The sequence below is a fragment of the Streptomyces sp. NPDC037389 genome (assembly GCF_040636475.1).
GTDB classification, from domain to species: Bacteria; Actinomycetota; Actinomycetes; order Streptomycetales; family Streptomycetaceae; genus Streptomyces; species Streptomyces hesseae.
On sequence record NZ_JBEZUS010000003.1, the window covers coordinates 257779 to 283078 of the forward strand.

Sequence of the window (25300 nt, forward strand, 5' to 3'; positions counted from 1 at the left end):
CGACCATGGACAGCTCAGGTGCGCCGACCACGGAGGACGCCCGGGCCGTACGGGCGTTCCGGCCGGTTCCCGTCCACGTGGGCGGCGGTGTCCACGTGGGCGGCGGCGGGCCCGCGCCGGCCGCCGCCTTCCGCTGGGACGTGACCGGGGATCCCCGCGACCCGCTCGCCGTCGCCCTGCGGCACGCGTCCCGCCGGGACGCCGAGCCCGCCGTCGCCGTCGTCCTCGGGACCGCGCACCGGTCCGGGGACAGCGCCCTGCTGCTGGAGGGGATCGCCCGCGCCGGCGCGGGCGGCGGGCGGCGGCTGGTGCTGCTGCACCGGGGCGCCGGGGGCGGGAGCCTGCTGCGCTCGGCGGCGCTGGAGTCACCCGGGCCGGAGTCGCCGGGGCTACGGGTCGCCGCCCTCGAACTGCCCGTACGGGACGCCGGTCCCGGATTCCTCACCCATGTCGCCCGCCTCGTGCGTGACGCCGCCCCCGGTGCCGAGCTCCGGGTGGCCGGGAACGGCACCGCCACCCGTACCGGCTGGCGCGCCGCCGGGCTGCCCGAGCTCCCGGTGCCGCCGGACGGCCCGGCCCTGCCCGGCGGCGCCGCGCTGGTCACCGGCGGTCTGGGCGGCCTGGGCCTGCGGGCGGCCGCCGTGCTGTCGGCGGTCCGGGGCTACCGACCCGTGCTCCTCGACACCACCGCCCCCGGGGAGCTGCCGCGCCGCCCGGCCGCGCTGCTGCGCCGGCTGTGCGCCGCGCCGCCCGGCGCCGACGTACTGACCGTCGACGTCACCGACCACCGGGCGGTCGCCCGGGCCCTGGGCCGGGTGCCCCTGCCCGTACGGGCCGTGCTGCACTGCGCGGGTGTCATCTCCGGCGGGCCGGTCGCCCTCGCCCGGGCCCGGGACCTGGACGCGCTCGCGGCCCCCAAGGCCGAGGGGCTCGGCACCGTGCTCGACGCCCTCGACCCCGGCGCGCTGCGGCACCTGGTCGTCTTCGGCTCGGTGACCGCGCGGGTGGCGCACCGGCAGCTGGGGGGCTACGGGCTGGCCAACGAGCTGCTGCGGCGGGAGGCGCTGCGCCGGGCGGCGGCCCTGCCCCGCTGCGCGACGGTGGTGGCCGAGTGGTCGCTGTGGAGCGGGGCGGGCCAGGCGCACGAGATGGGCGCCGTGGCGCAGGCCCGCCGGATGGGCATGGCGCCCGTGCCGCTGGCGCCCGGCATGGCCGCGCTGCTGCGGCTGCTGCGCCGGCCGGCGGGGGCGCGGGCGGCCGGCTCCGTCGTCCTCACCGGGCCGGGCGACGACCGCACCTTCCCGCCGGGGGAGCCCGGGGAGCCGAACGAGCGGGGCAACAGCCCAACTTGAGAGAAGGCAAGCGACCCGGGGTCGCATAACTTACCGATAGCGAGTTCTCCCTCTGCCGGTCCCGACCGGCCCTGTCGGAAGGAAGCTCACACATGGCTATCGACTTGTGCAACAAGTCCCCGGCCGCACTGGCCGAGGGCGACCCCGGCCCCTGGGCCGGGGCGGGCCCCGGGGACCCGGTCCTCCTGGAGGACCTCGGCACCGAGCAGCGCGACGCACTCAACTTCGCCTACCGCACGACGCTCAGCAACGTCGACCCGCGCTTCGTCGCCGGCGACCCGGCCGCCTGGGCGAGCGACTTCGGCTACGCGCTGGACCGCGTGGCGATCCGGCTGGACAACCGCAGCAACGACGAGCTGCGCGAGCAGTCGCTGAACCACCCCGACCCGGCGATGCGCGAGCAGGCCCTGTTCGAGTACGCGGACCGCGACCACGCGGACGCCATCGACCTGCTGGCCCAGGCCGTCCGCGACGACACCGACCGTCAGGTGCGCTGGGACGCGCTGTGGGCCGTGGAGAAGCTGGGCGGCGCGCGGGCCGTGGCGACGCTCCAGACGTTCCTGAAGGACCCCGACCCCGAGATCGCCGAGTGGTCGAGGCTGTTCATCAGCGAACTCCAGACCGGCGACCCGGCCTTCGACGGCCGCGAGGGCCGCCACACACCGGGCCGCACCTTCGACGAGACGATCTTCCTGCTGATCCACTGCGACCTGTACGTCCGGCTGGACGACTCCAACCAGCACTGGGGCAAGATCTCCCTGGCGCCCCAGGGCCTGGCGAGGGTCTACGGCCAGGCCCACGCCTGCCCCAACGTCGCCACCCGCGAGAAGCAGCTCGTCATCGCCAAGACCATCGCCGGCCTCCACACCGACGGGTCCCCGCACGTCGACAACTACCTCTTCCGCGGCTTCACCGACCGCAGCCGCCGCGACCGCGGCAACTTCTTCTTCGAGTCGCTGGTGCCCCGGCCGTTCTTCAAGTCCGGCCGCGCCGACGACCCGTCCCAGGGCGTGCGCCAGGCGAACATCGGCTTCGCCCGCTACGGCACCTGGCACCTGGAGCCCCGCTTCCGGGTCCACGACGAGTACGCGATCCGCTACGTCCGCGGCCGCTTCCAGGGCTGGGGGCACGTCAACCTCGGCCGGATCGCGGGCAGGCCGCTGGAGGAGGTGCTCACCCCGGGCAACGGCGTGCTGTCCACGCTCCACGACCCCGAGGTCGGCCCGATGACCAACGCCTTCATCCTCGGCACGTTCAAGGGCAAGCTCAACGACTGGGACGACGACGGCGTCATCGACCTCAACTCCCGCGACGTGTACTCGACCGCCGACGGCGAGATCGACTCCGACCAGGACGGCGTCCCCGACGAGCCCGGTCTGACCTGCTGCGACTGGACCGTACGGCAGCCCCTGCCCTGACGCCGCCTGACGCCGCCGCCGCGCGCCTGACAGCGCCGCCGCGCGCCGTCAGCCGCCGCCCCGCAATCCACCGCCCTGAAAGGGGAGAGATGTCCGCTCCGACGCAGCGGCCGTCCGTGGTCTATGGCCGCCCGGTCACCACGGACGGTGTGCGCAATCTGTACTCCGGTACCAGCGTGAAACCCTGGACCCCGCCGGTTCCCGGCATCGACAACCTCGGCATCACCTCGGTCGACACCTTCGCCGTCCCCGGCGTCGGCGAGTACACGGTGCCCTTCGACGGCTTCGTCCGCGTGGTGCGCTCGCAGCCGACGTCCGAGGAGTGGTCGAAGGCCGAGGTGTACACCAACCTCATCGAGATGAAGATGGAGGGCTCCTGCGAGGAGCTCGGCCACATCACGGTCGTCCTCAACCCGGACTGCCTCTCGACCGGCCAGATCCGCACCCCCTTCGACCCGTACGCGGGTGAGGGACCGGCCGCCAAGGCGTGCCGCATGGCCGTGGGCGCCATCTTCGACATGCCCAAACTGGGCCTTCGGCTGGCCAACAAGGAGCCGATCATCCTCACGATCGACGACGTCCGCCAGATCCCGCCCGCCGGCTCGCCCGGCAAGGGGCAGATCTACCGGATGCTGCCGCTGCACGACGTCGAGCGCATGGACGACTCGCCCGTCGCGTACGTCACCAGCCTGCGCTTCACCATGGGCGGCTATCTGCCCTGGGAGCGCTTCGGGCCCGAGTACAAGGAGTTCGGCAAGTAGCCGAGTTCGGCAAGTAGGCGCACGACCACCACCGTTTTCGAAAGGTAGGTGCCCATGACGCCCGACGACCCCCGCCCGCGCGGCCTCGCCCGCGAGTCCGCCGCCTTCCCGCCGCTGGGCGGCAGCGCCCGTCCCGTCGCCCAGGACCGGTGGGAACGGCTGGTCAGCACCGTCGACCTGCCCGAGCCGCCGGAGGCGGTGTGGGCCGCGCTCACCGACCCGGACCGGGTGGCGCGCTGGCTGGCGGTCTGCCGGGGGCCGTGGGCGGTCGCCGGGCGGGAGTCGACGCTGGACTTCGAGGACGGCGAGTTCTTCTGGTGCCGCACCCTGAGCGCCGTCCCGCCACGGGCGCGGCGGGCGGGCTCGCTGCGCCTGCTGTGGCGCTGGGTGGGCGTGGGCCCGGCCACGGCGGTGACCTGGACGGTCGCGCCGGGCGCGGGGGTCGCGACAGGCACGACGGGTGGTGGCACGACGGTCACCGTCGTCGAGGAGGCCGACAACCCGCCCTCCGACTGGCGGTCCTGGAACGGCATGGGCTGGCCCGGCATCCTCGACCAGCTCGCGGCCCACCTGCGGACCGGCACCACCTGGCGCTGGCCGTGGCGCCGGGTCGGCCCGTACGTCCAGGTCCCCCTGCCCGTGCCCGCCTACCGGGCCTGGCAGGAGCTCACCTCCCCGGCGGGCGTCCAGCACTGGCTCCAGCGCTCCACCGGAGTCCTCGAACCCGGCGGCGAACTCGGCCTGATCATGGGGGACGCCAGCGGCACCGTCCGGATGCGGGTGACCCGGGCGGTGGACGCAGCCCAGGAGTTCCCCTCCTACCTCCCCTATCTGGAGTTCGAGCTGCGCCGGCCCGCGTGGACGGCGGCGCTCGGCGGCCGGCTGTGGATCGAGCCGGCGGGCCTGACGTCCTCGCTGCTCCAGGTGTGCCACTTCGGCTGGGAGAACCTCGACATCGCCGACCCGGTGACCGAGCGCAGGCTCCTCACCGGCTACTGGACGGCGGCGGCGGACCGCGCCCGCGCGCTGTTCCTCCCGCAGGGCCCGCCGGCGGGCCCGCACGGCTGGTCGATGGGCGCCGGCCAAGCCGGCCAACCGGAGAACGTACCGGCGGGCCTGGACCCGCTGGCCGTGCAGGACTTCCTGGGCCGGGTCGTCGGCGACCTCGGCGCGGCCATGTCCGGGGTGCTGGTCGCGCTGGGCGTACGGCTGGGGCTGTTCACCGCGCTGGGTACGGGCGGGCCGGCCACGGCGGCCGAACTCGCCGGGCGCACCGGCCTGTCGGAGCGCCATCTGCTGGAGTGGCTGCGCGGCCTGTCCGGCGCCGGCTACCTCGACCACGACCGCGCCGACGACCGCTTCGCCCTGCCGCCGGCGCACGCCGCCGTCCTGGCCTTCGAGGACTCGCCCGTCCATCTCGCCCCCGGCTTCGAGCTGCTGCCGCCGCTGGCCGCCGCCGTGGAGGACGTCGCCGAGGACTTCCGCACGGGCAAGGGCGTCGACCGGGGCGCCTACTCCGAGCGGCTCTTCGCCGCCATGGAGCGGATGAGCGCGACCTGGCTGGACACCGAGCTCACCGAGCGGTGGATCCCGGCCGTCCCCGGGCTGGCGCCCGCGCTGGAGAAGGGCGGGCGGGTGGTGGACATCGGCTGCGGCGGCGGCCTGGCGCTGGTCCGCCTGGCCCGTCGCTTCGAGAACTGCGGATTCACCGGATACGACCTCCACGAACCGAACGCACGCCGGGCGAGCGAGGCCGCCCGGGCGGCGGGCGTGGCCGACCGGGTGACGATCGAGACGGCCGACGCGGCCGGGGCACTCGCGGGCACCGGCCCGCTGACGCTGGTCACCATGTTCGACGTGCTGCACGACGCCGCAGCGCCCGAGGAACTGCTGCGGACGGTAAGGTCGGCGCTCGATCCGGAGCACGGCGTCCTGCTCGTCCTGGAGTCGCTGTCGGCGGACGACCCCGCCGACAACACCGGCCCCCAGGCCACCGTCCTCTACGCCACCAGCGTCCTCTACTGCCTGCCCACCGCCCTGGCCGACGGCGCCCCCGGGCTGGGCACCCTGGGCCTGCCACCGGCGGAGGTCCACGGGCTCGCGGAGGCGGCGGGCTTCGGGCGCGTCGAGCGGATCCCGACGGCCAGCCCGTTCAACGCCCTGTACGCGCTGCGGCCGTAGTCGTCATGGCCATGGACAAGGACTTCGCCCGTCTGCTGGCCCTGAAGGACACGATGACCCCATGGGCCCTGCGTGCCGTGGCGACCCTCGGCGTCCCCGACCTGCTCGCCGACGGCGAGCTCGGGGTCGCCGAGCTGGCCCGGCGCACCGGCGTCGTACCGGACGCCCTGTGCCGGGTCCTTCGGCTGCTCACGGCCCGCGGCGTCTTCACCGAGCCCAAGGCAGGCGTCTTCGGCCCCACCGCCCTCTCCCGGCTACTGGAGTCCGGCGGCCGCCCCATGAGCATGGGCCCCTGGCTGGACCTCGACGGCGCCATCGGGCGCGGCGACCGCGCCTGCGTCCACATCCTGGAGGCGCTGCGCACCGGCCGGCCCGTGTACGAGCGGGTCTACGGGCGGCCCGTCTGGGAGGACCTGGCGGCGGATCCCGCGCTGACGGCCTCGTTCGACACGGCGATGGCGGCCCGCGCCGCAGCGCTCGCCCCGGCGGTGGCCGCCGGGTACAACTGGTCGGCGGCCCGCCACGTCCTCGACGCGGGCGGTGGCACGGGCACCGTCCTCGTTGAAGTCCTGCGCGCCCACCCCCACTTGCGGGGCACCCTCCTCGACCGCGCCCCGGCCGTGACGGCGGCCCGCGCCGGCTGGGGCGACACCGACGAGGGACGCCGCTGCGCCTTCACATCGGGAAGCTTCTTCGACGCGCTCCCGGCCGGCGCCGATGTGATCCTGCTGGTGAACGTGGTCCACGACTGGCCGGACGAGCACGCGGCGGCGGTGCTGCGGAGGTGCGCGGAGGCCCTGCCCCCCGGCGGCCGCGTCCTGATCGCCGAGCACCTCCGCGACGGCGCCGCGGGCCCGCTGCTGGAACTGGACCTCCTCATGCTCCTGGTCTACGGCGGCCGCGAGCGCGACCTCGACGACTTCCGGGAGCTCGGGGAACGGGCGGGGCTGCGGCTGGGGAGCACAGCGGAGGCGGGGGGCGGGCTGAGCTTGCTGGAGTTCCTCCGCTGACCCGGGCCGACTACGGCCTGCCTCTGCGGCTCCGGCGGTTGGCCTCGCGCAGCTTGCGGAGGAGTTCACTGCGGCGGACCGGTCCGGCGGACCGGGCGCGGCCTGTGCCGGAAGTCGTCGGCGCGTACAGCGCCGACCTCTCGGGGAGCTGTCCGCAACGCATTAGACGCAAAGCACCTGGACGTTCGACTTCTGTCCCGTCTGCTCGGCCTCGGCCTCGGCCAGGTAGGCGGCCTTCCCGCCTCTGCGGTGGGTGCGACGAAAACGGTCCGAGGACTTCCTGCGGACAGGGCGCGAGGCCTTATGTGCCCGACCGTCCTCCTATGCTCAACCGCATGAGTACAGCGGCCCAGTCTTCCAGGTCCAGCTCCCTCCACTCCGTCTCGGTGGCAGGAGCAGTGGTGCGCGACGACGGCCGCGTCCTCGCCATCCAGCGGGCCGACAACGGAAACTGGGAGCTTCCTGGTGGAGTCCTGGAGATCCAGGAGTCCCCGGAGGCCGGCGCCTGCCGGGAGGTGCTGGAGGAGACCGGCGTAGAGGTCGACGTGGAGCGACTCACGGGCGTCTACAAGAACATGGCCCGCGGCATCGTCGCCCTGGTCTTCCGCTGCCGGCCGATCGGCGGCTCCGAGCGTACTTCCGACGAGTCCGCCGCCGTGTCGTGGCTGACTCCCGAGCAGGTGACCGCCACGATGACGGAGGCCTACGCGATCCGCCTGCTCGACGCGCTCAGCGACGACGCACCCCACGTGCGCGTCCACGACGGGCACAGCCTGCTGCACGCCGCCTGAACAGGTCCGAGAGCCGGCACGGTCGGCCTGGGCCGATGACTTGCGGGGCACCCTCCGGGACCGCGCCCCGGCCGTCACCGTCGAGCGCGACCTCGACCGAGACCGGGGCGGGGATCAGTCTGCTGTCCTGTCAGCTGCCTCAGCCGCCGTTCCAGGGCATCGTCGGGAACCACCAGAAGTCGTAGCGGGCCGGCAGGCGGACGCCCCAGTAGACGACGGTGAAGGTGCCGAACAGCAGCAGGGCCGTGCCCGTGAAACGGGCGGCGCGGGTGGGGGTGGCGTTCAGCCAGTGGGGGACACGACCGCGGCCGGCCAGGGCGAGGAAGAGGAAGAGGACGGCCACGACCGCCATGTTGCCGAGCGCGATCAGGGCGAACAGCAGGGCACCGTAGAGGGCGTTGTGGGTGTCGGCGGCGTAGGCGAACGCCTTGCGGAAGAGCGGGTAGGGGCGGCCGATGACGAAGCCGCCGATGAGGGCGCCGATCAGCAGGAGCCGCAGGCGTTCGGGGTCGCGGGCGCGGCGGGCGAGGGGGTCCGGGGCCATCCCGAGGGCGGCGAACCCGAGCCAGGCCATGGTCAGGCCGATGAGCGTGAAGGCGATCAGGGCCTGGAGGGCGCGCGGCGGGATGCCACCACCGCCGGTGGCCTGCGACAGCTGCGGCACGTCCGGGCCGATCGCGGCGCAGATCCCGCCGTACGCCGCCGCGACGGCGACCGCCGAGGCGGTGACCCGGGCCAGCGGCCGCAGTGCGGCGACGAGGCGGCCGCCCCGGGTGTCGCCGGTGCCGGCCATGGGGGCGAGGGCGCCGAACGCGGCCACGTTGCAGGCGGTGAACGTGCCCGCCAGGCCCACGACGAAGGCGAAGACGACGCCGGCCCCGCTGCCGGGGATGTCGTCCTTCAAGGAGTCCCGGCCCAGGAGGCCGTCGGCCGCGTCCGCCCCCAGCCCGTCGACGAGTCGCGCCGACCAGACGACGGCGAGCAGCACGCCCGCCGCGACGCCCGCGACCGCGCAGGCGGCGGTGCGCCGGTCCGCGGCCGCCGTGGCAGCCGCGTGGGTCCGTGCCATGGCGTGTCCCTCTCGGTCAGGTGCTGAAGGGCTGGAGGGCGATGAGCAGTTCCCCCGGCACCGGCTCGGGCTCCATGACGCCGCCGCCGTCACCGGTGCGGCGCATGCAGGCGACGGTCTGGTGGCCGCGGGCCACCAGTTCCGGCGGGGTGCCGACGCGTACGTAGTCGAAGGCCATCTCGATGCGGTTGCCGGCGAGGTGGCGCAGCGACATGTGGACGTCGATCTCGTCCAGCGCCCGGCATTCGCGCAGGTACTCCATGTCGCAGGAGACCGTGACGAGCGTAAGGCCGTGGGCGAAGGCCGCGACCGTGCCCGGCGCGTGCTCGGCCAGGAAGCGCTCGCGGCAGTGGCCCTGCCAGCGCACGTAGTGGGCGAAGTAGACGTTGCCGGCGAGGTTGGTCTCCTCGAACGGCACGTGGTGGCGGTGGACGTAGGTGCGCCGCGCGGGCGTCATGCGCGGCCCCCGGCGACGCGTATCCGTACGGACGGCGGTACGCGGACGGGCGGCGCGCTGCCGACCGCCACCGCGACCGGGGACGGCAGACCGGCGACGCGGACGACGACGGTGGCGACGGCCAGGTCGCCGGCGCGCAGCAGCACCCAGCCGTCGGCGGCGACGCGCTCCACGCGCAGGGGGGCGTCCGGGCGGGCGCCGAGCGCGAGCAGCGCCTGACGGCACGTCAGCAGGCGGGCGTAGCCGTGACCCGGCTCCCCGTCCGTCGCCCGGTCCGCCTCCTCGGCCACGGCGGCCACGCGGGGGCCCAGCAGGGCCCGCCAGCGCTCGGGGAGCGCGTCGGGCACGGGCGCCCAGTCCACGGCCACGGGCCGGCCGGCGACGGCGACCAAGGCCCGGTCGCCCAGGTGGGCGGCGTGGCGGAAGCCGTCCGCGACGGTGAGCGGGCCGTCCCCTGCCGCGAGGTCCACGTGGGCCTCCGGCAGCAGGCGGTCCAGGCTGCGGGTGAGGTACGGGCCGAGGAGTTCGGCGGGCCAGGGCGCGTCGGCGGGCCGGGGCAGCGGCCCGACGTCCTTGAGCCGCAGGCCGTGCCATGTCTCCAGGACCGTCCCGGCGGCGTCCTCCACGCGCAGGTCGTAGCGGTAGCCGTCGGCGTCGTGCGCCGTCTCGTGCGCGTGCACCACCACGGCGCCTTCCACGGGTGCCGGGCCGTGGAACCGGACGGCGTCCACGCCCACCGGCAGCACGCGCCGGTGCGGCACACAGCCCTGGAGCACATGCACGTACGCGTCGCGCAGCGCCGCGTCCCCCAGCAGCAGCCGGGGGCTGTGGAAACCGCTGAACCACTCCCCCGCGCCGCCCGCCGCCACCTCGGCCACGCAGCGGCGGCCGCTGAGCCGCCGGTAGCGCACCAGGCGGCGGAAGCGCGGGCCGTGGAAGAACAGTTCGCCGTAGTGGGGCGAGCGCGTGGGGTCCGTGCGGCCGGGGGCCATTGGCGGGCCGGCCGCCGCGTCGCCCATGCGGTACACCGCGCGGAAGTGGTCGGCCGAGAAGCCCGTCTCGTCGCTGCGCACCACCGCGACCACCGTGCCGTCGTCGTGGCGGAGCGCCGCGACGCGGACGGTGCGGGAGCCGTCCGGCGGGACGGTGACCGGCCGTTCGAAGGCGGCCTCGGAGACGGTGAGGACGGTGTCGTGCCCGGTGACGGCGGCCGCCGCCTGGGCCATGGCCTCCAGCCCCACCACGGCCGGCAGCAGGGGCACGCCGTCGAGGGCGTGGTCGGCCAGGTACGGGTCGCCGCCCAGGCCCACGCGGGCGTCGGCGACCACCTCCACGCCCGGCTGGTGCACCAGTGGCCGTTCCAGGAACCGCAGCAGCGGCAGCGACTCGTCGGCGTACCGCAGGGTCCCGGCGCGGGGCAGCCGCCCGGCGACCAGCACCGACGGCGGCAGGTCCCGGGTGCCGAGCAGCGACAGCAGGATCCTCGTGCCGTCGGCCACGGGGATCGGGGCGACGCCCTGGCGGCGCAGCGTCTCGACGGCCCCGAGCCGCTGGGCCATGCCCGCGCCCTCCCACTGCGACCACTCGACGGTCAGACAGCGGCAGTCCGGCAGGGCCTCGCCGAGCTCCTCGACGCGGCGCCGCATCAGGTCGTTGGCCAGGGCGTAGTCGGCCTCACCCGGCAGCCCGATCCGGGCGATCACCGAGCCGAAGGCCACGAGCAGCCGCAGCCGCCGGGTGTCCACGGCGGCGAGGACCGCGTCCAGCCCGGCCCGCTTGGGCGCGCAGGCGGCGCGCAGCCGCTCGGGGGTGACGGTCTCCAGCCGCCCGGGTTCGTTGCGCCCGGCGCAGTGCAGGACGGCCGTGACGGGACCGAGGCGCGCCTCGGCCTCGGCGACGCGGCGGCGTACGGCGGCGGGGGCGGTGACGTCGGCCGTGAAGTACAGCGCGGTCACTTTTTCGTCGGCGAACCGCCGTAGCCATGTGGCGACTTCGGCGTCGTCGCCGGGTGCGCTGCGTCCCAGCAGGACGAGGCGCGCTCCGGTGGCCCGGGCGAGGGCCAGCGCCGACTCGGCGCCGATGCCCTTGGCCCCGCCGGTCACCAGGCAGACGTCGCCGGGCCCGAGGGGAATCGCGGCGGCGTCGGGCGCCGGCAGGGGCCGGAGTTCGGTGACGGGCGCGTGGGGGCGTCCGGTGTCGTCGAGGACGATCTCGGTGTAGCCGGCGATGCCGCGGTCCGCGGCCTCGGCGGCGGCCTGCTGTATGCCGTCGGGGTGGGGTGGCGCGTCCACGACGAGGAGGGGCTTGCCGGGGCGTTCGGCGACGACCGAGCGGGCGACGACGTCGCCGACGGCGCGGTGGTGGAGGACGAGTACGGGGCCGTCGGCCGCCGCGGCGGCGTGGAGGGCGGCCACGCACTCCTCGGGCGTGGGATCGGGTGGGAGGACGACGACGGTGGCGGGGGAGGCGTCCGCGTCGTCCCTGGCGGGGAAGGCGGCGCGGATGGCGTCGGCGAGGGGGTGGTCGTCGGGGAGGTGGCGCGTCCAGGTGTGGGTGGTCGCTTGACCGGACACGGGGGCCCCGGCCCGGGGGACGAGGCGGTGGGTGAAGGCTCGCACCCAGGGGGCGACGCCTGCGACGGGCGCGTCGTCCTCGCCCCGCGACGCCGGCAGCGCGGCGATGTGCGCGGCGAGCCCGGCCACGCTGGCCGTGACGAGCGCCCCGGTGTCGACGGGCGCCTCCCTCCCGAGCGCGCGGGCGGCGTCGGCGGCGATCTGGGCGAGGCGGAGGGAGTTCACGTGGAGGTCGGAGAGGAGGAGGTCGTCGTCGCGGATGGTGTTCGGGGGGAGTTCCAGGGCGGTGGAGATCAGAGTGCGGATGGTGGCGAGGGGGCCACCCCCTCCTACGGCCGGGGGATCCGCCCCCGGACCCCCGAGGGGAACGGCAGCGGAATCCGCGGGCGTTCCCGGCTCCGGGGGGAGGAACCCGCTGCCGGAAGGCGGCATGCCCACAGCCGCTCCGGGTGTGCCCGGGACCACGTCGCCGCCGTCGGCCGCGCCCGGCCAGGGCGACGCACCCGCGCCGGAGAACGCCGCCCCCGACGCACCGTCCGTGCCGGACCCGCCCGGAGCCGCACCCCCGCGAGCCCGGGCCGACCCGGCGGAGCCGGGCGCGCCCGAGGGCGCCGCCGCACCGGCACGCGGGAGCGGGGGCCCGGCCTCACCGGGCGCGGGCCCGGCCGCGTCGCCCCGTGCCGACGAGGCCGGGGCACCTCCGTCGGCGGCTGCCGCCTCGGACGCGCCATGGCCCCAGGCCGGCCCTGCCGGGCCGGGCGCGCCCGAGGACTCCGCCGCACCGGCGCCCGGGAGCGGAGCCCCGGCCTCACCGGGCGCGGGCCACACCGCTTCGCGTCCCGGCCGTCCCGGCGGCGCGTCGGCTGGTCCCGGCGCGGCCGCAGGCTCGCGCACCCCGGGGGCCCGGGGGCGGAGCCCCCCACGCGGCGGAGCCGCATATCGGCTGAGCCGGGAAGGTGCGGGATCGGGGAGAACCTCGCACGGGTTCGTCAGAAAGACCCGCGGCCGGGCCAGATCAAGCGCCCGGTGGAAGCGGCCCGCCGTCCAAGGACGGACATCCGCCCCGCACGCGGCGTACAGCGCCGCCGTCGTCGCGGCCAGCGCCCCCGCCCCGCCCGTGACGTCGAGCGACAGGACGGGCGCCGTCGTGTTGTCACGGGCCAGCCCGGACAACACGACGCCCGTGCCCAGCTCCAGGAGTACGTCCACGTGGCGCGCCAACTCCCGCACGCCGTCGCCGAAACGAACCGGCGCCGTCACCTGCTCCGTCAGCAGCGCGGCCAGGTCCGTGTCCGGCGACGACACCACGGCCGTCACCGACGAGACCACCGTGCCCGAGGGCCGGTCGAAACCCGCCTCCGCGAAGCACTTCGCCAGTTCCGGCAGCGCCGGCCGCATCGCCGCCGAGTGGAAGGCGTGCGAGACCGCGAGGGGGACGACAGCGACGCCCCGGCGTCGTGCCTCCGCCCGTACCCGTGCCAGGGAGGGCGCGGGCCCCGCGACGGTCAGCCGGCCGGGGCCGTTGACCGCCGCGATCACCGCGTCCGTGCCGGCCAGCAGGGCTTTCGCCGTCTCCACCGGCGCCGCCACCGCGAGCATTCCGCCGCCGCCCTCGGCGTACCGGGCCATGAGGTCGCCCCGGGCGCGGGCCAGCCGGACGGCGGCGGTCGGTGGCAGGGCTCCGGCCCAGGTCAGGGCGGTGAGTTCGCCGAGGCTGTGGCCGAGCGCGGCCCGGGCGCGGACGCCCAGGCGGTCCAGATAGCGCAGCCCGGCCAGCGAGGCCGCGACCACGGTGGGCTGGACGACGGACGTGTCGGTCGCCCCGAGGGCGGACCGCGGTACCTCCGCGAACAGGTCCTCCACCGTGACGATCCGTCCCAGCGGCCCGGTGTCCACGGGCCCGCCCGCCGTGCCCTGCCCCGGGAAGAGCAGGCCGAGCCGGGCCGTGGGGCCCACGCCCGTGAACACCCCTGCGGCCGCGTCCCCGTGGAAGCCCTCCCCCGGCCGCCCGCCGAGCGAGCGCGCCGCCGACCTCAGTCGGTCGGCCAGCTCGTCAGGGGAAGAGGCGACGACGGCCACCCGCACGCGGGTCCGTTCGGCGTCTCCCGGCAACGCCCCCGCCAACGCCGCCGCCGCGTCCGTCAGTTCCGCGTCCGACAGAGAACCCGCCGTCTCCGCCAGCCGCAGCAGCCGCCCGGCCACCTCCCCGGCGTCGTCCCCGCCCACCGGGAAGACCTCCCACCCCGGTGCGGGCACATGCGGCCGGGGGTACGCGTACGGGTGCCGCGCCGAGTCGGCGGCCTCCAGGACGACATGGGCGTTGACGCCCCCGAAGCCCACGGAGTTGACGGAGGCCCGGCGGGGCAGCGCGCGGTCCGGCCAGTCCTCCGGTTCGCCGAGGGTCCGCAGCGGGGCCGTGAGCAGCGGGTGGGGGTCCTCGCAGCCGGTGGTGGGCGGCAGTACGCCGTGGTGGACGGCGAGGGCGGCCTTGATCAGCCCGGCCACGCCCGCCGCCGCCTTCGTGTGGCCGATGTTGGCCTTGACGCTGCCGAGGGCCACCCGTGAGGCATCGTCCGCGGCCAGGGCCGCCCCCAGCACCGCGAGTTCCACCTCGTCGCCGACGGCCGTCCCCGTGCCGTGGCCCTCGATCAGGCCGGCCGTCGCCGGGGCGAAGCCGGCGCGTTCGTAGGCCCGGCGCAGGGCCAGGGCCTGGCCGGCGCGTTCGGGGCGGGTCAGGCCGCCCCGGCCGTCCGAGGACAGGCCCCAGCCCTCGATCAGGGCGTAGGCGCGCAGGCCCAGGCGCCGGGCGTCCCCGGCGCGGGCGAGGACGAGGACACCGCAGCCCTCGCCGGGCAGGAAGCCGGTCGGGTTGCGGTCGTAGACGCGCATCGAGCCCCGGGCGAGCGCGCCGAGACGGGAGAAGCCGACGAGTTCGAAGGGGTCGAGGCTGAGGTCGACGCCGCCGGCGAGGGCGAGGTCGAGGTCGCCAGCCGCGAGCGCCGTGCAGGCGGTGACGACGGAGACCAGCGACGAGGCGCACGCGGCGTCGACGGTGTAGCCGGCGCCGTGGAAGCCGAAGTGGTTGCAGATCCGGCCGCTGATGGTGTTGGCGAGGCCGCCAGCCAGGGACTCGTCGCCGGGGACGGGGAAGGGGCTCTTGTAGAGCTCCTCCAGTTCGCGCAGCAGCTCCCGGCGTTCGGCGTCCGCCAGGCCGCGCCGGCCGAGGACCGTATCGACCGTGCGGCGGACGTACGGCCAGCGCAGCCGCAGCAGCCCGGTGCGGGAGAACTCGCCGGTGAGGGAGTTGCCGATGACGACGCCCACACGGTCCCGGTCGATCCCTTCCCCGACCGCCGGGCCCGCGTCGCGCAGCGCGGCCGCGGCGACGTCGAGGGCGAGCCAGTGGGTGAGGTCGGCGGCGCGGAAGGCGCCGCCGGGCACCCGGAAGGCCTCCCGGTCGAAGGTCCAGCCCTCCAGCACGGCCGCCCGTTCGGTGTCGATGCCGTCGCCGTCCGCCGTGCCGTCCGCCGCGACGCCGGGCGCGTAGTCGGCGGTCCGCAGCCGCTCGGGCGGGATCCGGCGGAACGCCCGGCGCCCCGCGAGCACGGTCCGCCAGAGCTCGTCGGGGCCGTCGGCGTCGGGGTAGCGGCAGGCCATCCCCACGATGGCGACGGGGCACTTCACGGAGCCTCCCGCACAGCAGCAGGACCAGCGGGACGAAGACCGGAGAAACGTTCCAGCAGGGGTGTCGTCAGCGGCCGGGTCAGCGGCAGCGTCACCAGCGCCAGCCACCGCGCCACGCACACCACGGCCAGCGCGAAGAAGAGGCCGAAGGTGATGTGCAGGGCCATCAGCGTCCCGTACGCGGCGGCGATCCCCAGCCCGAAGGCGAACTGGCGGCGGGGCGCGAACGGCGTCGTCCCCGGGTCGCTGATCATGTAGTTGGTGTAGAGGATGAAGGCCACCCCGGTCATCGGCGTGAGCGCGCCGACGAGCCAGGCGTCGGTGAACGCGGAGCGCACGAGCGCCTGGAGGACGAAGCCGCCGGCCCAGCCCAGCAGCAGCGGCGTCTTCAGGGTGAGCTTGGCGTTGAGCATCGTCCCGGCCCCCAGCACGGCGACCGGGATGATCCAGCGGAGCACGCCGGGCGGGTACTCGGTGAACTCGTACGGCGGGGCGATGCCCACCCAGTCGTAGATCAGCAGGGTGGCGACGATCCCGCTGTTGGACGGGTTGAGGACGTGCTGCGACTTGCCGCGCACCCGGGCGCGCACCACGTACTTGGAGCCGATGCCGACGGCGGCGGCGAACGCGATGGGCCAGAGCCGGTCGTTGGCGTAGAGCAGCATGGAGCAGGCGAGGCCTGTGATGTGCGCGGGCAGCATGAAGTCCAGGACCTGGCCGAACGGGCCCAGATAGCGCGGCCGTCGGCGGCGTACGGCCGCGTCGACGGTCTCCAGCAGCAGTTCGGTGGCGTAGGCGGTGCCGACGGCGACGAACGGGGTCGCGTACGCCTGCTCGAAGCCCAGCCAGGTCAGGCCGACGATGTTGAGGACGGTGATGGAGAGCGCGAAGCGGCGCAGGGCCTTGCTGCGGCGCTTCGCCGGGGTGAGGCCGGGGGGCTCGGTGGCGGGGGTGGTCGAGGAGGCGGGGGCGGTGGTCGTCACGGGGGCACCTCTTCGGGAGAGGATCTTCAAGAGAGGGTCTTCAAGAGAGGACGACGGTGTGGGCGCCGGGCGCCAGGGACCGGGTGGTCCGGTGCTGCCCCGCGGCGTCGCGCCAGGTGATCTCGACGGCGACCGGTCGTGCGGCGTCGGCTCCGGCCCCCAGCCCGAAGAGCAGCTCGGAGCTGTTGACGCCGGTGTGCCCGTTGGCCGGCTGGAGCTGCTGGGTCAGGGTCCGGCCGTCGGCGGTGCGGACGGTGACGTGGGCGCCGATCGCCGGGGTGGTGGCCGTGCCGCCCGGCACCGCGGCGGGCACGACCGGGCGCAGCGCCAGGTAGGGCCCGGCGGTGGGGCCGGTGTTGCGGTGGTAGACGGACCGGCCCCACTGGTTGGCCACGACGATGTCGAGGCGTCCGTCGCCGTCGGCGTCGGTGAGGGCGAAGGAGCGGCTGGGCACCTTCTCCTCCAGCCCCGTCGCCTTGGCCAGGTCGGTGTAGCGGCCGTCGGCGGCGCGCACCCAGAAGCGGTTGCCGGCGTCGCCGGAGAGGTCGTCGCCGGGTTTGACGCGCGGCCAGCTCAGCGGGGAGTGCAGCAGGCTGTCGTTGGCCATGGCGAGTTCCTGGAGCTCGGGCCATTTGCTGGTGCCGCCCTTGACGAAGCCGACGGCCTGGAGGATCTGGGGGGTGCCGCTGTGGTCGAAGTCGCCGGTCTTGACGTCCCAGGACCAGCCGGAGCGGGAGAGGCCCAGGTCCTCGCTGCGGTCGTGGTACGGGGCGATGCCCTTGGCGAGGTCGGAGACCGGGCCGTCGCGGGTGAAGACGAAGTTGCTCTCCTCCAGGGCGTAGGGGAGCGTGATGTTGCTGACGAGGATGTCGGGTTCGCCGCGCCCGGTGAGGTCGGCGAAGGCGACGCCCATGCCCTTGAAGGAGTCGTGGCCGAGGACCTTGGACTTGGGGGTGGTGAAGGTCCGGCGGCCCTCGGCGAGGGCGAAGGACGGCCGGCCCGGCCGGGAGTGGTTGACCAGCAGCCGGTCGGGGCCGAAGTCGTTGGCGATGTAGAGCTCGGGCAGCCCGTCGCCGTCGAGGTCCTGGGCGCCGAGCGCCAGGGCCCAGCCGTGGCGGACGCCCGGGGGCAGGGCGTCGGGCTCGTCCTGGAAGCGGGCCTCCGGGTCCGGCCCGCCGCGGCCCGAGCGCCACAGCAGGACGTGGGTGCTGCCCGCGTTGCGGGCGTTGGACATGCCGTCCTGCATGGCCATCCGGGGGTCGTCGGCGGCCTCGGTGTCGAGGACCTTGGCGCCGTCCGGGAAGTAGTTGCCGACGATCACGTCGGGGTGGCCGTCGCCGTCGACGTCGGTGAAGTTGACGGTGGTGGTGTTCCACACGCTCATGGGCGATACGAGTTCGGTGGCGCGGAAGGCGGCGGCGGACGGCGCCACGGGGTTGCCGTCGGTGCCGGTCTTCCGCAGGAACAGGACCGGGGAGCGGCCCCAGTAGTAGACGAGGACGCCGGTGAGCCCGTTCTGGGCGAAGTCTCCGGTGACACAGCCCATGGGGGCCATGGTGCGCGGGTTCCAGGGCAGCCCGTCCGGGGTCAGGGTGAAGGGGGCGTACCGTCCGGCGGAGCCCGGCAGGGGGCGGACGGTCACGGAGTCGTCGCGGGGGTCGACGAGGCAGACGTCGCCGTCGCGGCCGGTACCGGCGATGTCGCCGACGGCGGCGCTCGCGCCGACGGCCGAGATCCACGCGGAGATCCGGCGCAGCGCGGGCTGCACCTGTCGCTCGGTCCGGGCTCCGGCGGGGTCGCCGTTGAGGTATTCGGTGGAGAAGCGGAAGCGCTCGGCCAGCCGGTGCCGTTCGGCCCCGGACGTGCCGGGCCGGGCGGCCGCCACGCCCAGACAGGACGCGATCACCACGGCGACGACGGGCGCGGCGAGCGCTCGCCACTCGATGCGGGGCATGTTCCCTCCGTTGTCGGCCGGGCCGGGCGTGGGGCGCTTCGGGCGGCGTGGGGCGGTCCGGGCGTGGGGCGGTCCGGGCATCGGGGCGGTCCGGGTGTCACCGGGAGGCGAGCGCGCTCCCGCTGATCAGGGCCCGCCAGGCGAGGAAGTCGCCGAGACTGCCGTCGCCGCGCAGTCGCCGTTCCGCGTCGAGCGTCCAGCCCGCGGCCGTCACCGCGTCGACGCCCACGAGCCGGAGGACTCCCCGGTGGGTGTGCTCGGGGATGTGGCCGCCCCGGCGGCGGGCCTCGGCGGCGAAGGCGGCGCCCTGGGCCAGGTGCTGCCAGTACGGCCCGGAGCGCTCGCGCAGCCGGTCCAGCTCGGGGTCGGTGGCTCCCCCGGCGTAGCAGGCGGCCAGGCCCACGCCGCTCCACAGGTGGGAGCGGCGGTCCTCCGGGAAGGCGGCGACGGTCTCGGCGATGCGGTCGGGGTCGGCCGCCTCGACGAACCACAGGCTCCGGCCGAGGCCCTGGTGGCGTACGGTGCCGCCGGGCCGGGGCGGGCTCTTGCGGGCGAGCCGGGCCACCGCGGCGCGCCCGCCGAAGTAGCCGTGCGAGAAGCCGAGGCCGTCCAGCGCCAGCCAGCCCAGCAGCGGGTCGAGGCCGAGCAGTCTGCGCGCCCCGGGCAGCGGCGCCTTGGCCAGGGCCCAGCCCGCGCCCACGTGGACGAGGTGGATGTAGTCCCGGCCGGGCCCTCTGAGCAGGGCGCGGACGCGGCGTCCCCGGGTGAGGGCGACGGTGTCGAGCAGGGCGCAGGCCATGCCCGCGCCCTCGTAGGCGAAGCCGCGCTCGACGGGGTCGAGGGCCGTCAGCCGCTCCTGGACGGCGGCGGGGGCCGCCGTCAGGGCCGCGTTGAAGCCGGTGAGGAAGGAACGTCCGTGGTCTTCCAGGACGCGGCGGCTCTCGGGTCTGTCGCAGGGGAAGCCGCGGACCGCGAAATCGGCGGTCTCCTCGCGCAGCCGCAGCCGGCGGGCCCAGCGGGGGGCCGCGGGGCCGGGCCGGGCACGGGTGCGCGAGCGGGGCGGAGCTGAAGGCTTTCCGGGCATGTGCGACCCCCGTCCTGTCCTCAAGGGTGGTGCGCCGCCGGGGAGTTCTCCGGCGCGGGTCGGCGACCGGACTCGAACACAGTGCGTATAGCTATCAGTTGTGGAAGTGACGGTCAACACATCCGGTTCGAGGCTCCGGGGATTCGGCCGAAAAGCCCGCCCGGCCCCGCCCGCCCCGGCCGCCGATCACTGAAGCTGTTCGGCAGGGCGCAGCAGCACCTCGCCGATCGCCATGTGGCGGGGCCGGGTGACGACGTGGACGATCGTCCCGGCGACGTCCTCGGGGCGCAGCGGGGTGCCGGGGTCGAAGCCGTCGGCGAGGGCGGCGAGCGCCTCGGGCCGGGAGTGGGTGGGGAGTTCGGTGGCGACGAAGCCGGGCTCGACGACGCAGACCCGGACGTGGCGGCGGGCGACCTCCTGGCGCAGGGCCTCGCTGAAGCCGTTCACCCCGAATTTGGCGGCGTTGTAGAGGGCCGTGTTCGGGGTGGCGACGCGGCCGCCGAGGGAGCTGACGTTGACGACGTCGGCGACGCGCCGGGGCCCGTCGGCGGCGGCGCGCAGCAGGTGCGGCAGGGCGGCGCGGGTGACGAGGGCGGTGCCCAGCAGGTTGACGCCGATCATGCGGTGCCACTCCTCGGTGGGGGCTCCGTCGACGGGGCCGAGCAGCAGCACCCCGGCGGCGTTGACGACGACGTCCAGCCGTCCGTGGGCGGCGAGGGCCGCCTCGACGGCCGTCGTCGCGCCGGCCTCCGTGGCGAGGTCGGCCTCGGCGACGAACGCCCGGCCACCCAGCGCCTCGACGGCCTCGGCGACCTTCAGGAGGCGGTCGCCGCGCCGGGCGACGAGTGTCACTCCGGCGCCCTCGGCGGCGAGGGCCAGGGCGGTGGCCTCGCCGATGCCGCTGGAGGCGCCGGTCACCAGGGCGGTGGTGCCCGCCAGTGCGTCGCTCACGACGGTGGTCCCTTCCTCGGGGACGACCGGCCGGGCGGCCGCCCTGTCCGTCAGCCGGGCGGGACGGCGGCCGCCACCGGCTCCCCCGTGGGAGCGGCCGGGGTGGTCGCGGCGGGACGCCGGCCGGCGTCCAGCAGCCCCATGAACTCCACGCAGCGCCGGGCGGCCGCCGGATCGCCCTCGATCCGCAGCCGGCCGGAGATCAGCGCCTCGAACGGCGTGTGCATCCCGGCGCCGATGCTCACGAACGTCTCGGCGTCCGTGACGACGACCAGGGCCGGGGCGTCGGCGGGCCCGCGCCGGGTGACGGCGCGCCCGTCGGCCACCTCGATGTGGAACGTCTCGTCGGCCACACGGAATTCGTAGCTCTCGTCGGCACCGGGCACCGGACGTCCGTGGATCATCGCCTGGACGGCCAGGATGCCCCAGGTGGCGCGGACGGCGCCGCCGCGCGCCTCCTCGCCCAGGAACGCCATGCCCCACCGGGCCAGCGCCAGCAGGGGCTCCCTGAGCTGCTCGCCGCGCGCGGTGAGGCGGTAGCGCCTGCCCCGCCCGTCGCCGGGCACGGCCGCCGATTCCAGCACCCCGCGCGCGGCGAGCGCCCGCAGCCGGTCGGAGAGCAGATTGGGGCCGAGGCCGGGCAGGTTGCCCAGGATCTCGTTGAAGCGCGCCGGGCCGATGAGGAGCTCGCGGACGATGAGCAACGCCCAGCGCTCGCCGACGGCGTCGAGCCCGGCGGCGAGTCCGCAGAACTGCCCGTAATTCCGTTTGCCCTTCATGACGCACCCTCAGCTTCCGCCCCCATTACTACACTTCATGGTAGCAATGGGTCCGCCACCGGCGTGAGCAACCTGGGAGAAGGCGACCTTCCGGGCCGTTCACTACAGTCGGGCGCCATGGACGGATGCGACAGCACTGCCGTGCAAGCGTTCGCCGGCCGCTTCCTGGACGACGTCAGCGGCGGGATGACCAGCGTCCTGTGCGCCCTGGGCGACCGTCTGGGCCTCTTCCGCGCGCTCGCCGACGGCGGCCCGGCGGGGAGCGCGGAGCTCGCCGCCCGTGCCGGCCTGGACGAGCGTCCCGTCCGCGAATGGCTCCTCGGCCTGTCGAGCGCTGGCTATCTGGACGTCGTCCGGCACACCGGCGAGGACCCCACCGACGAGGACCCCGTCTTCTCCCTGTCCCCGGAGCACGCCGCCGTACTGGCACGCGACGACTCCCCGTTCTTCCTGGGCGGCGCGGCCGGGCTCGTGCCCGCGCTCGCCGGGATGCTGGAGCCCGTCGCCGAGACGTTCCGCTCGGGCGGCGGCGTCCCGCAGGAGGCGTACCCCGAAGCCCTCTACCGCACGATGTGGCGGATGAGCGCCAGCTGGCTGGGCACCCTGCTGCTCCCCCAGTGGATCCCGGCGGTCGACGGCCTGGCCGGACGCCTGGCGGACGGCGGCCGCGTGGCCCACCTGGGCAGCGGCGGCGGCCACGCCCTCGTACTGATCGCCGGGGCCTTCCCCCGCGCCCGCTGCACGGGCTACGACCGGCTGCGGCTCCACGTCGACCGGGCGCGCCGGGAGGCCGCGGACGCCGGGGTGGCCGACCGCGTGGAGTTCGTCCACGGCGACGCCGCCGACCTGCTTCCCGGTACGGGCGACCACGCGCTCGTCCTCGCCCTCGACGTGCTCCACGACGCCCCTGACCCGGCGGCGGCACTCCGCGCGGTCCGGGCCGCCCTCGCCGACGACGGGGTGCTGCTCCTCCTGGAGAGCGCGGGCGCGGAGCGCGCCGCCGACAACCAGGGCGCGGCGGCGGCGCTGCTGTACGGGGCGAGCGTGCTCTACAGCGTGCCGGTGTCGCTGGCCGCGAAGGGGAGGGCGCCGGGGATGCTGGGACTGCCGGCGGGGGAGTTGCGCGCGCTGTGCGCCGGCGCAGGGCTGCGGTCGGTGCGGCAGCTGCCGCCTCCTACGCCGCTCAACGCGCTCTACGCGATCAGGCCTTGAGAGTGCCCCGGTCCCGCCCTTTCACCGTTTCCGAAGGGGCTCCGCCCCCTCGAACCCCCTGAATTCAGCCCCGTCGGCGTTTGAGGCGCGGGGTCTGGGGCGGAGCCCCAGGCTGGGGGCACCTCCCAGCGGTAGCTGGGGGAGAAAGGGCGGGACCGGGGCAAACCCAACCGAAAGGGGAACCCGTGCACCCCACCTGGCGCCCCGCCGATGAAGACGCCCTGGCCGGCCTCGAGTCCACGACCGTCGCCGTCCCGCTGGACCACGCCGACACAGAGGGCCGGGCCGTGGACCTCGCGCTGGCCCGCCACCCCGCCCGCACCCCCACCCGCCGCCTCGGCACCCTCCTCGTCGCCCCCGACGACCCCGGCAACCGGGGCACCCTGCTCGTCCCCCCGCTGGTCGCCGGACTACCCGCGGCCGTACTCGACCAGTACGACATCGTCGGCTTCGACCACCGCTTCAGCGGCCGCAGCGCCCCCCTCTCCTGCGGACTCGCTCCCGGCCAATGGCTGTGGATCTTCCACACCCCCGAGGACGCCGACACCGAGGCCCGCTACCAACGCGACATCGTCGAACGCTGCTTCCGCGAGGCCGGTGATCTCCTCCCCCATCTCACCTCACGGGCCATCGCCCATGACATCGACGCGATCCGCCGCGCCCTCGGCGAGGAGCGGATCTCCTTCCTCGGCTACTCCTACGGGAGTTACCTCGGCGCGGTGTGGACCCAGCTGTACGGCGGGCACGCCGACCGGGTCGTCCTCGACAGCGTGATCGACCCGGACTCCGTGTGGCGGCGGATGTTCCTGGACTACGCCGCGAGCTGCGAGGCCGCGCTCGGCCGGTGGGCGGCGTGGGCCGCACGACGCCACGAGGAGCTCGCGCTGGGCACGACCGCCGCGGCCGTACGCGAAGCGGTCACGCGGCTCACCGCACGCGCGGACCGGGAAGGCCACATCGAGGTGGCCGGCCTGCCCGCCGACGGCACGATGCTGCGGCTGCTCACGATGGTGCTGCTGAGCGACGACCTGTCCTGGGGCTTCCTCGGCGACGTACTGCGCGCCGCCGTCCACGGCGGGCAGGCCTCGGAGCGGTCGCGCCGGGCACTGGGCGCGATGTTCGGGCGCGGCAAGGAGGAGAGCGGGGCCGTCGCCCAGCTCGCGGTGCTCGGCGGCGACGCGGCATGGCCGCGCGACCCCGCCCGCTACCGCCGTGACATGGCGGCGGCAGCCGCACGGCACCCCTTCATCGGGCCGGCGATGGCCGCGCCCAAGGCCGGTGCCTTCTGGCCCCGGGAGCTCGACGGGCGCCGCGAGCCCGTCACCGTCTTCGGGCGGGACAACCACGCCGAGAGCCTGCTGCTCGTACGTTCCGAGCACGCCATGTTCACCCCCGCGCGCGGGGCCGCGCGCATGAGGGAGCTGCTGGCGCACGACTCCCGGCTGATCACCGCGGCCGGCACCGGCGCCCACCGGGTGTTCCCCTTCCACGGCCACCCCGGCGTCGACGGGACGGTCGCCGAGTATCTGCTCACCGGCAAGCTGCCCGACACGGACCTCACCTTCACCGCCGGTCACGGGAGGGACACCTCATGAACGACCCCGACCTGCGTACCGACGCGATCCGGGACTTCCAGAAACAGTCCCCGTCCTGGTATCCGGCCGATGAGGAGGCCCTCGCCGGCCTGGAGTGCGCCGAGCTGACCGTACCGCTGGACTACGCCGACCCCACCGGCCGCACCCTGACCCTGGGCCTGGTGCGGGCCCCGGCGGCGGCGCCCGAGCGGCGGCGCGGCGTCCTGCTGATCGGGCCCGGCGACGACCTGGGCAACCGGGGCACGCTGCTCGGCGCGCAGCTGGCGCGGGCGCTGCCCAAGGAGGTGCTGGCGCGCTACGACGTGGTGGCGTTCGACCACCGGTTCATGGGCCGCAGCAGCCCGGTGGTGTGCGGGCTGGAGCCGGAGGAGCGCTTCTGGGTCTTCCACCAGCCCCGAGACTTCGCCCACGAGGTCCGCTTCCAGGCGGAGGTCGCGGCGAAGGTCGCCGAACACGCCCTGGACGTGCTGCCGTTCGCGAACTCGCGGAACATCGCCCGCGACATGGAGGTCATCCGGGGCGCGCTGGGCGAGGAGCGGCTGTCCTACCTGGGCTACTCGTACGGCACCTATCTGGGCGCGGTGTGGACGCAGATGTTCGGCGAGTACGCCGACCGGGTGGTCCTGGACAGTCTGTGCAGCCCGGACTGGGTGTGGCGCGGGCTGTTCACCGACTTCCCGCCCAACGGCGAACGGGCGCTGGGCCGCTGGACCCGCTGGGCCGCCCGGCACCATGACGAGCTGTCGCTGGGCGCCACGCCCCCGGAGGTCCGGGCCTCCTACGACCGGCTGCTGGCCCGGGTCGACGCGGACGAGACGGTGACGGTGAACGGCTTCCCGCTGGACCGCACCCTCGCCCGGCTGATCGTCGTGGGGATGCTCAACAGCGACCTCAACTACGAGCACCTGGGCGACATCCTGCGCTCCGCCGTGCACGGCGCCCCGCTCGCCCCCGCGACCCTGTCGTTCCTGGCGACGATGTTCGGGCAGCCGAAGGAGGAGAGCGGCACGGTGGCCCAGCTGGCCATCCTCGCGGGCGACTGGGCCTGGCCGCGCCGGCTGGGCCCGTACGAGCGGGACATGGCCCGCGCGGCGCGGGAGTACCCGTTCACGGGGGCGGCCCTGTCGGGGATCAAGGCGACGGCGTTCTGGCCGGTGCCGCCCGGCGAGCCGCTGACCCGGCTGGGGGCGGGCAACCGCGCCCGGAGCATCCTGCTCGTCCAGTCCGCCGAGGACATGTCCACGCCGCACGCGGCCGCCGTGCGGATGCGCGAGGTGCTGCGGCACAACTCCCGGCTGGTCACCGTCGCCGACACCGCCCACCACCGGGTCTTCCCCTTCTACGGCAACCCCGGCGCCGACGGGACGGCCACCGCCTACCTGGTCGACGGCACCCTGCCGAAGACCGACGTCGTCTGCCCCAACCCCCGGCCCCGAGTCTGACGGA

At 75.4% G+C, this 25300-nt stretch carries 17 protein-coding genes and 1 pseudogene; 9 read left to right on the forward strand and 9 right to left on the reverse strand.

Annotation, left to right across the window (positions count from 1 at the left end; all coding sequences use genetic code 11):
• The first annotated feature begins 5 nt into the window (after nt 1–5).
• The 5 genes from AB0E98_RS07960 (at nt 6) to AB0E98_RS07980 (ending at nt 6722) form a co-directional block, all read left to right on the forward strand.
• Nucleotides 6–1352, forward strand: coding sequence for a KR domain-containing protein (locus tag AB0E98_RS07960; RefSeq protein WP_361699752.1), 1347 nt, complete (start codon nt 6–8; stop codon nt 1350–1352).
• A gap of 92 nt (nt 1353–1444) precedes the next feature.
• Nucleotides 1445–2770: a HEAT repeat domain-containing protein gene (locus AB0E98_RS07965; protein WP_361699754.1), complete on the forward strand. Its 1326-nt coding sequence runs from the start codon at nt 1445–1447 to the stop codon at nt 2768–2770.
• An 89-nt stretch (nt 2771–2859) separates the two neighbouring features.
• Nucleotides 2860–3531, forward strand: coding sequence for a DUF6073 family protein (locus AB0E98_RS07970; RefSeq protein ID WP_361699756.1), 672 nt, complete (start codon nt 2860–2862; stop codon nt 3529–3531).
• A gap of 54 nt (nt 3532–3585) precedes the next feature.
• Nucleotides 3586–5712, forward strand: coding sequence for a methyltransferase domain-containing protein (locus AB0E98_RS07975; protein ID WP_361699758.1), 2127 nt, complete (start codon nt 3586–3588; stop codon nt 5710–5712).
• 5 nt (nt 5713–5717) lie between these two features.
• On the forward strand, nt 5718–6722 hold the full coding sequence (locus AB0E98_RS07980) for a methyltransferase (protein WP_361699759.1): 1005 nt from the start codon (nt 5718–5720) through the stop codon (nt 6720–6722).
• A 165-nt stretch (nt 6723–6887) separates the two neighbouring features.
• Here AB0E98_RS07980 and AB0E98_RS07985 read toward each other — a convergent pair.
• A pseudogene (locus tag AB0E98_RS07985) lies at nt 6888–7013 on the reverse strand (GntR family transcriptional regulator); the annotation flags it as partial.
• A 32-nt stretch (nt 7014–7045) separates the two neighbouring features.
• On the opposite strand from AB0E98_RS07985, the gene AB0E98_RS07990 reads away from it, so the two are divergent.
• Nucleotides 7046–7513, forward strand: a complete 468-nt coding sequence (locus AB0E98_RS07990; protein WP_361699761.1) for an NUDIX domain-containing protein — start codon at nt 7046–7048, stop codon at nt 7511–7513.
• Nucleotides 7514–7652: 139 nt separating this feature from the next.
• Here AB0E98_RS07990 and AB0E98_RS07995 read toward each other — a convergent pair whose 3' ends face one another.
• The 8 genes from AB0E98_RS07995 to AB0E98_RS08030 all read right to left on the reverse strand — a co-directional run bounded on the left by AB0E98_RS07995 (nt 7653) and on the right by AB0E98_RS08030 (nt 21047).
• Complete coding sequence (locus tag AB0E98_RS07995; protein ID WP_361699763.1) at nt 7653–8582, reverse strand: hypothetical protein; 930 nt, start codon at nt 8580–8582, stop codon at nt 7653–7655.
• Between the two features lie 16 nt (nt 8583–8598).
• On the reverse strand, nt 8599–9039 hold the full coding sequence (locus tag AB0E98_RS08000) for an acyl-CoA thioesterase (protein WP_361699765.1): 441 nt from the start codon (nt 9037–9039) through the stop codon (nt 8599–8601).
• Nucleotides 9036–15296, reverse strand: a complete 6261-nt coding sequence (locus tag AB0E98_RS08005; RefSeq protein WP_361699767.1) for an SDR family NAD(P)-dependent oxidoreductase — start codon at nt 15294–15296, stop codon at nt 9036–9038. Before AB0E98_RS08005 ends, AB0E98_RS08000 begins: the two co-directional genes overlap by 4 nt.
• Nucleotides 15293–16279 carry an enediyne biosynthesis protein UnbU gene (locus tag AB0E98_RS08010; protein ID WP_361699769.1) on the reverse strand — a complete coding sequence of 329 codons (987 nt, stop codon included), beginning with the start codon at nt 16277–16279 and terminating at the stop codon, nt 15293–15295. Before AB0E98_RS08010 ends, AB0E98_RS08005 begins: the two co-directional genes overlap by 4 nt.
• A gap of 40 nt (nt 16280–16319) precedes the next feature.
• Nucleotides 16320–18233 (reverse strand): CRTAC1 family protein, encoded by a 1914-nt coding sequence (locus AB0E98_RS08015; protein ID WP_361699771.1) that lies wholly within the window; start codon nt 18231–18233, stop codon nt 16320–16322.
• Between the two features lie 97 nt (nt 18234–18330).
• Nucleotides 18331–19317, reverse strand: a complete 987-nt coding sequence (locus AB0E98_RS08020) for a DUF1702 family protein (RefSeq protein ID WP_361699773.1) — start codon at nt 19315–19317, stop codon at nt 18331–18333.
• Between the two features lie 186 nt (nt 19318–19503).
• Nucleotides 19504–20268 (reverse strand): SDR family NAD(P)-dependent oxidoreductase, encoded by a 765-nt coding sequence (locus AB0E98_RS08025; RefSeq protein ID WP_361699775.1) that lies wholly within the window; start codon nt 20266–20268, stop codon nt 19504–19506.
• Nucleotides 20269–20318: 50 nt separating this feature from the next.
• Complete coding sequence (locus tag AB0E98_RS08030; protein WP_361699777.1) at nt 20319–21047, reverse strand: winged helix-turn-helix transcriptional regulator; 729 nt, start codon at nt 21045–21047, stop codon at nt 20319–20321.
• A gap of 117 nt (nt 21048–21164) precedes the next feature.
• On the opposite strand from AB0E98_RS08030, the gene AB0E98_RS08035 reads away from it, so the two are divergent.
• The 3 genes from AB0E98_RS08035 (at nt 21165) to AB0E98_RS08045 (ending at nt 25296) form a co-directional block, all read left to right on the forward strand.
• Nucleotides 21165–22259, forward strand: a complete 1095-nt coding sequence (locus tag AB0E98_RS08035; protein WP_361699779.1) for a class I SAM-dependent methyltransferase — start codon at nt 21165–21167, stop codon at nt 22257–22259.
• A gap of 185 nt (nt 22260–22444) precedes the next feature.
• The gene (locus AB0E98_RS08040) at nt 22445–23854 is read left to right on the forward strand and encodes an alpha/beta fold hydrolase (RefSeq protein ID WP_361699781.1); all 1410 of its coding nucleotides are present in this window, start codon (nt 22445–22447) and stop codon (nt 23852–23854) included.
• Nucleotides 23851–25296, forward strand: a complete 1446-nt coding sequence (locus tag AB0E98_RS08045) for an alpha/beta fold hydrolase (RefSeq protein WP_361699783.1) — start codon at nt 23851–23853, stop codon at nt 25294–25296. Before AB0E98_RS08040 ends, AB0E98_RS08045 begins: the two co-directional genes overlap by 4 nt.
• Nucleotides 25297–25300 lie beyond the last annotated feature (4 nt).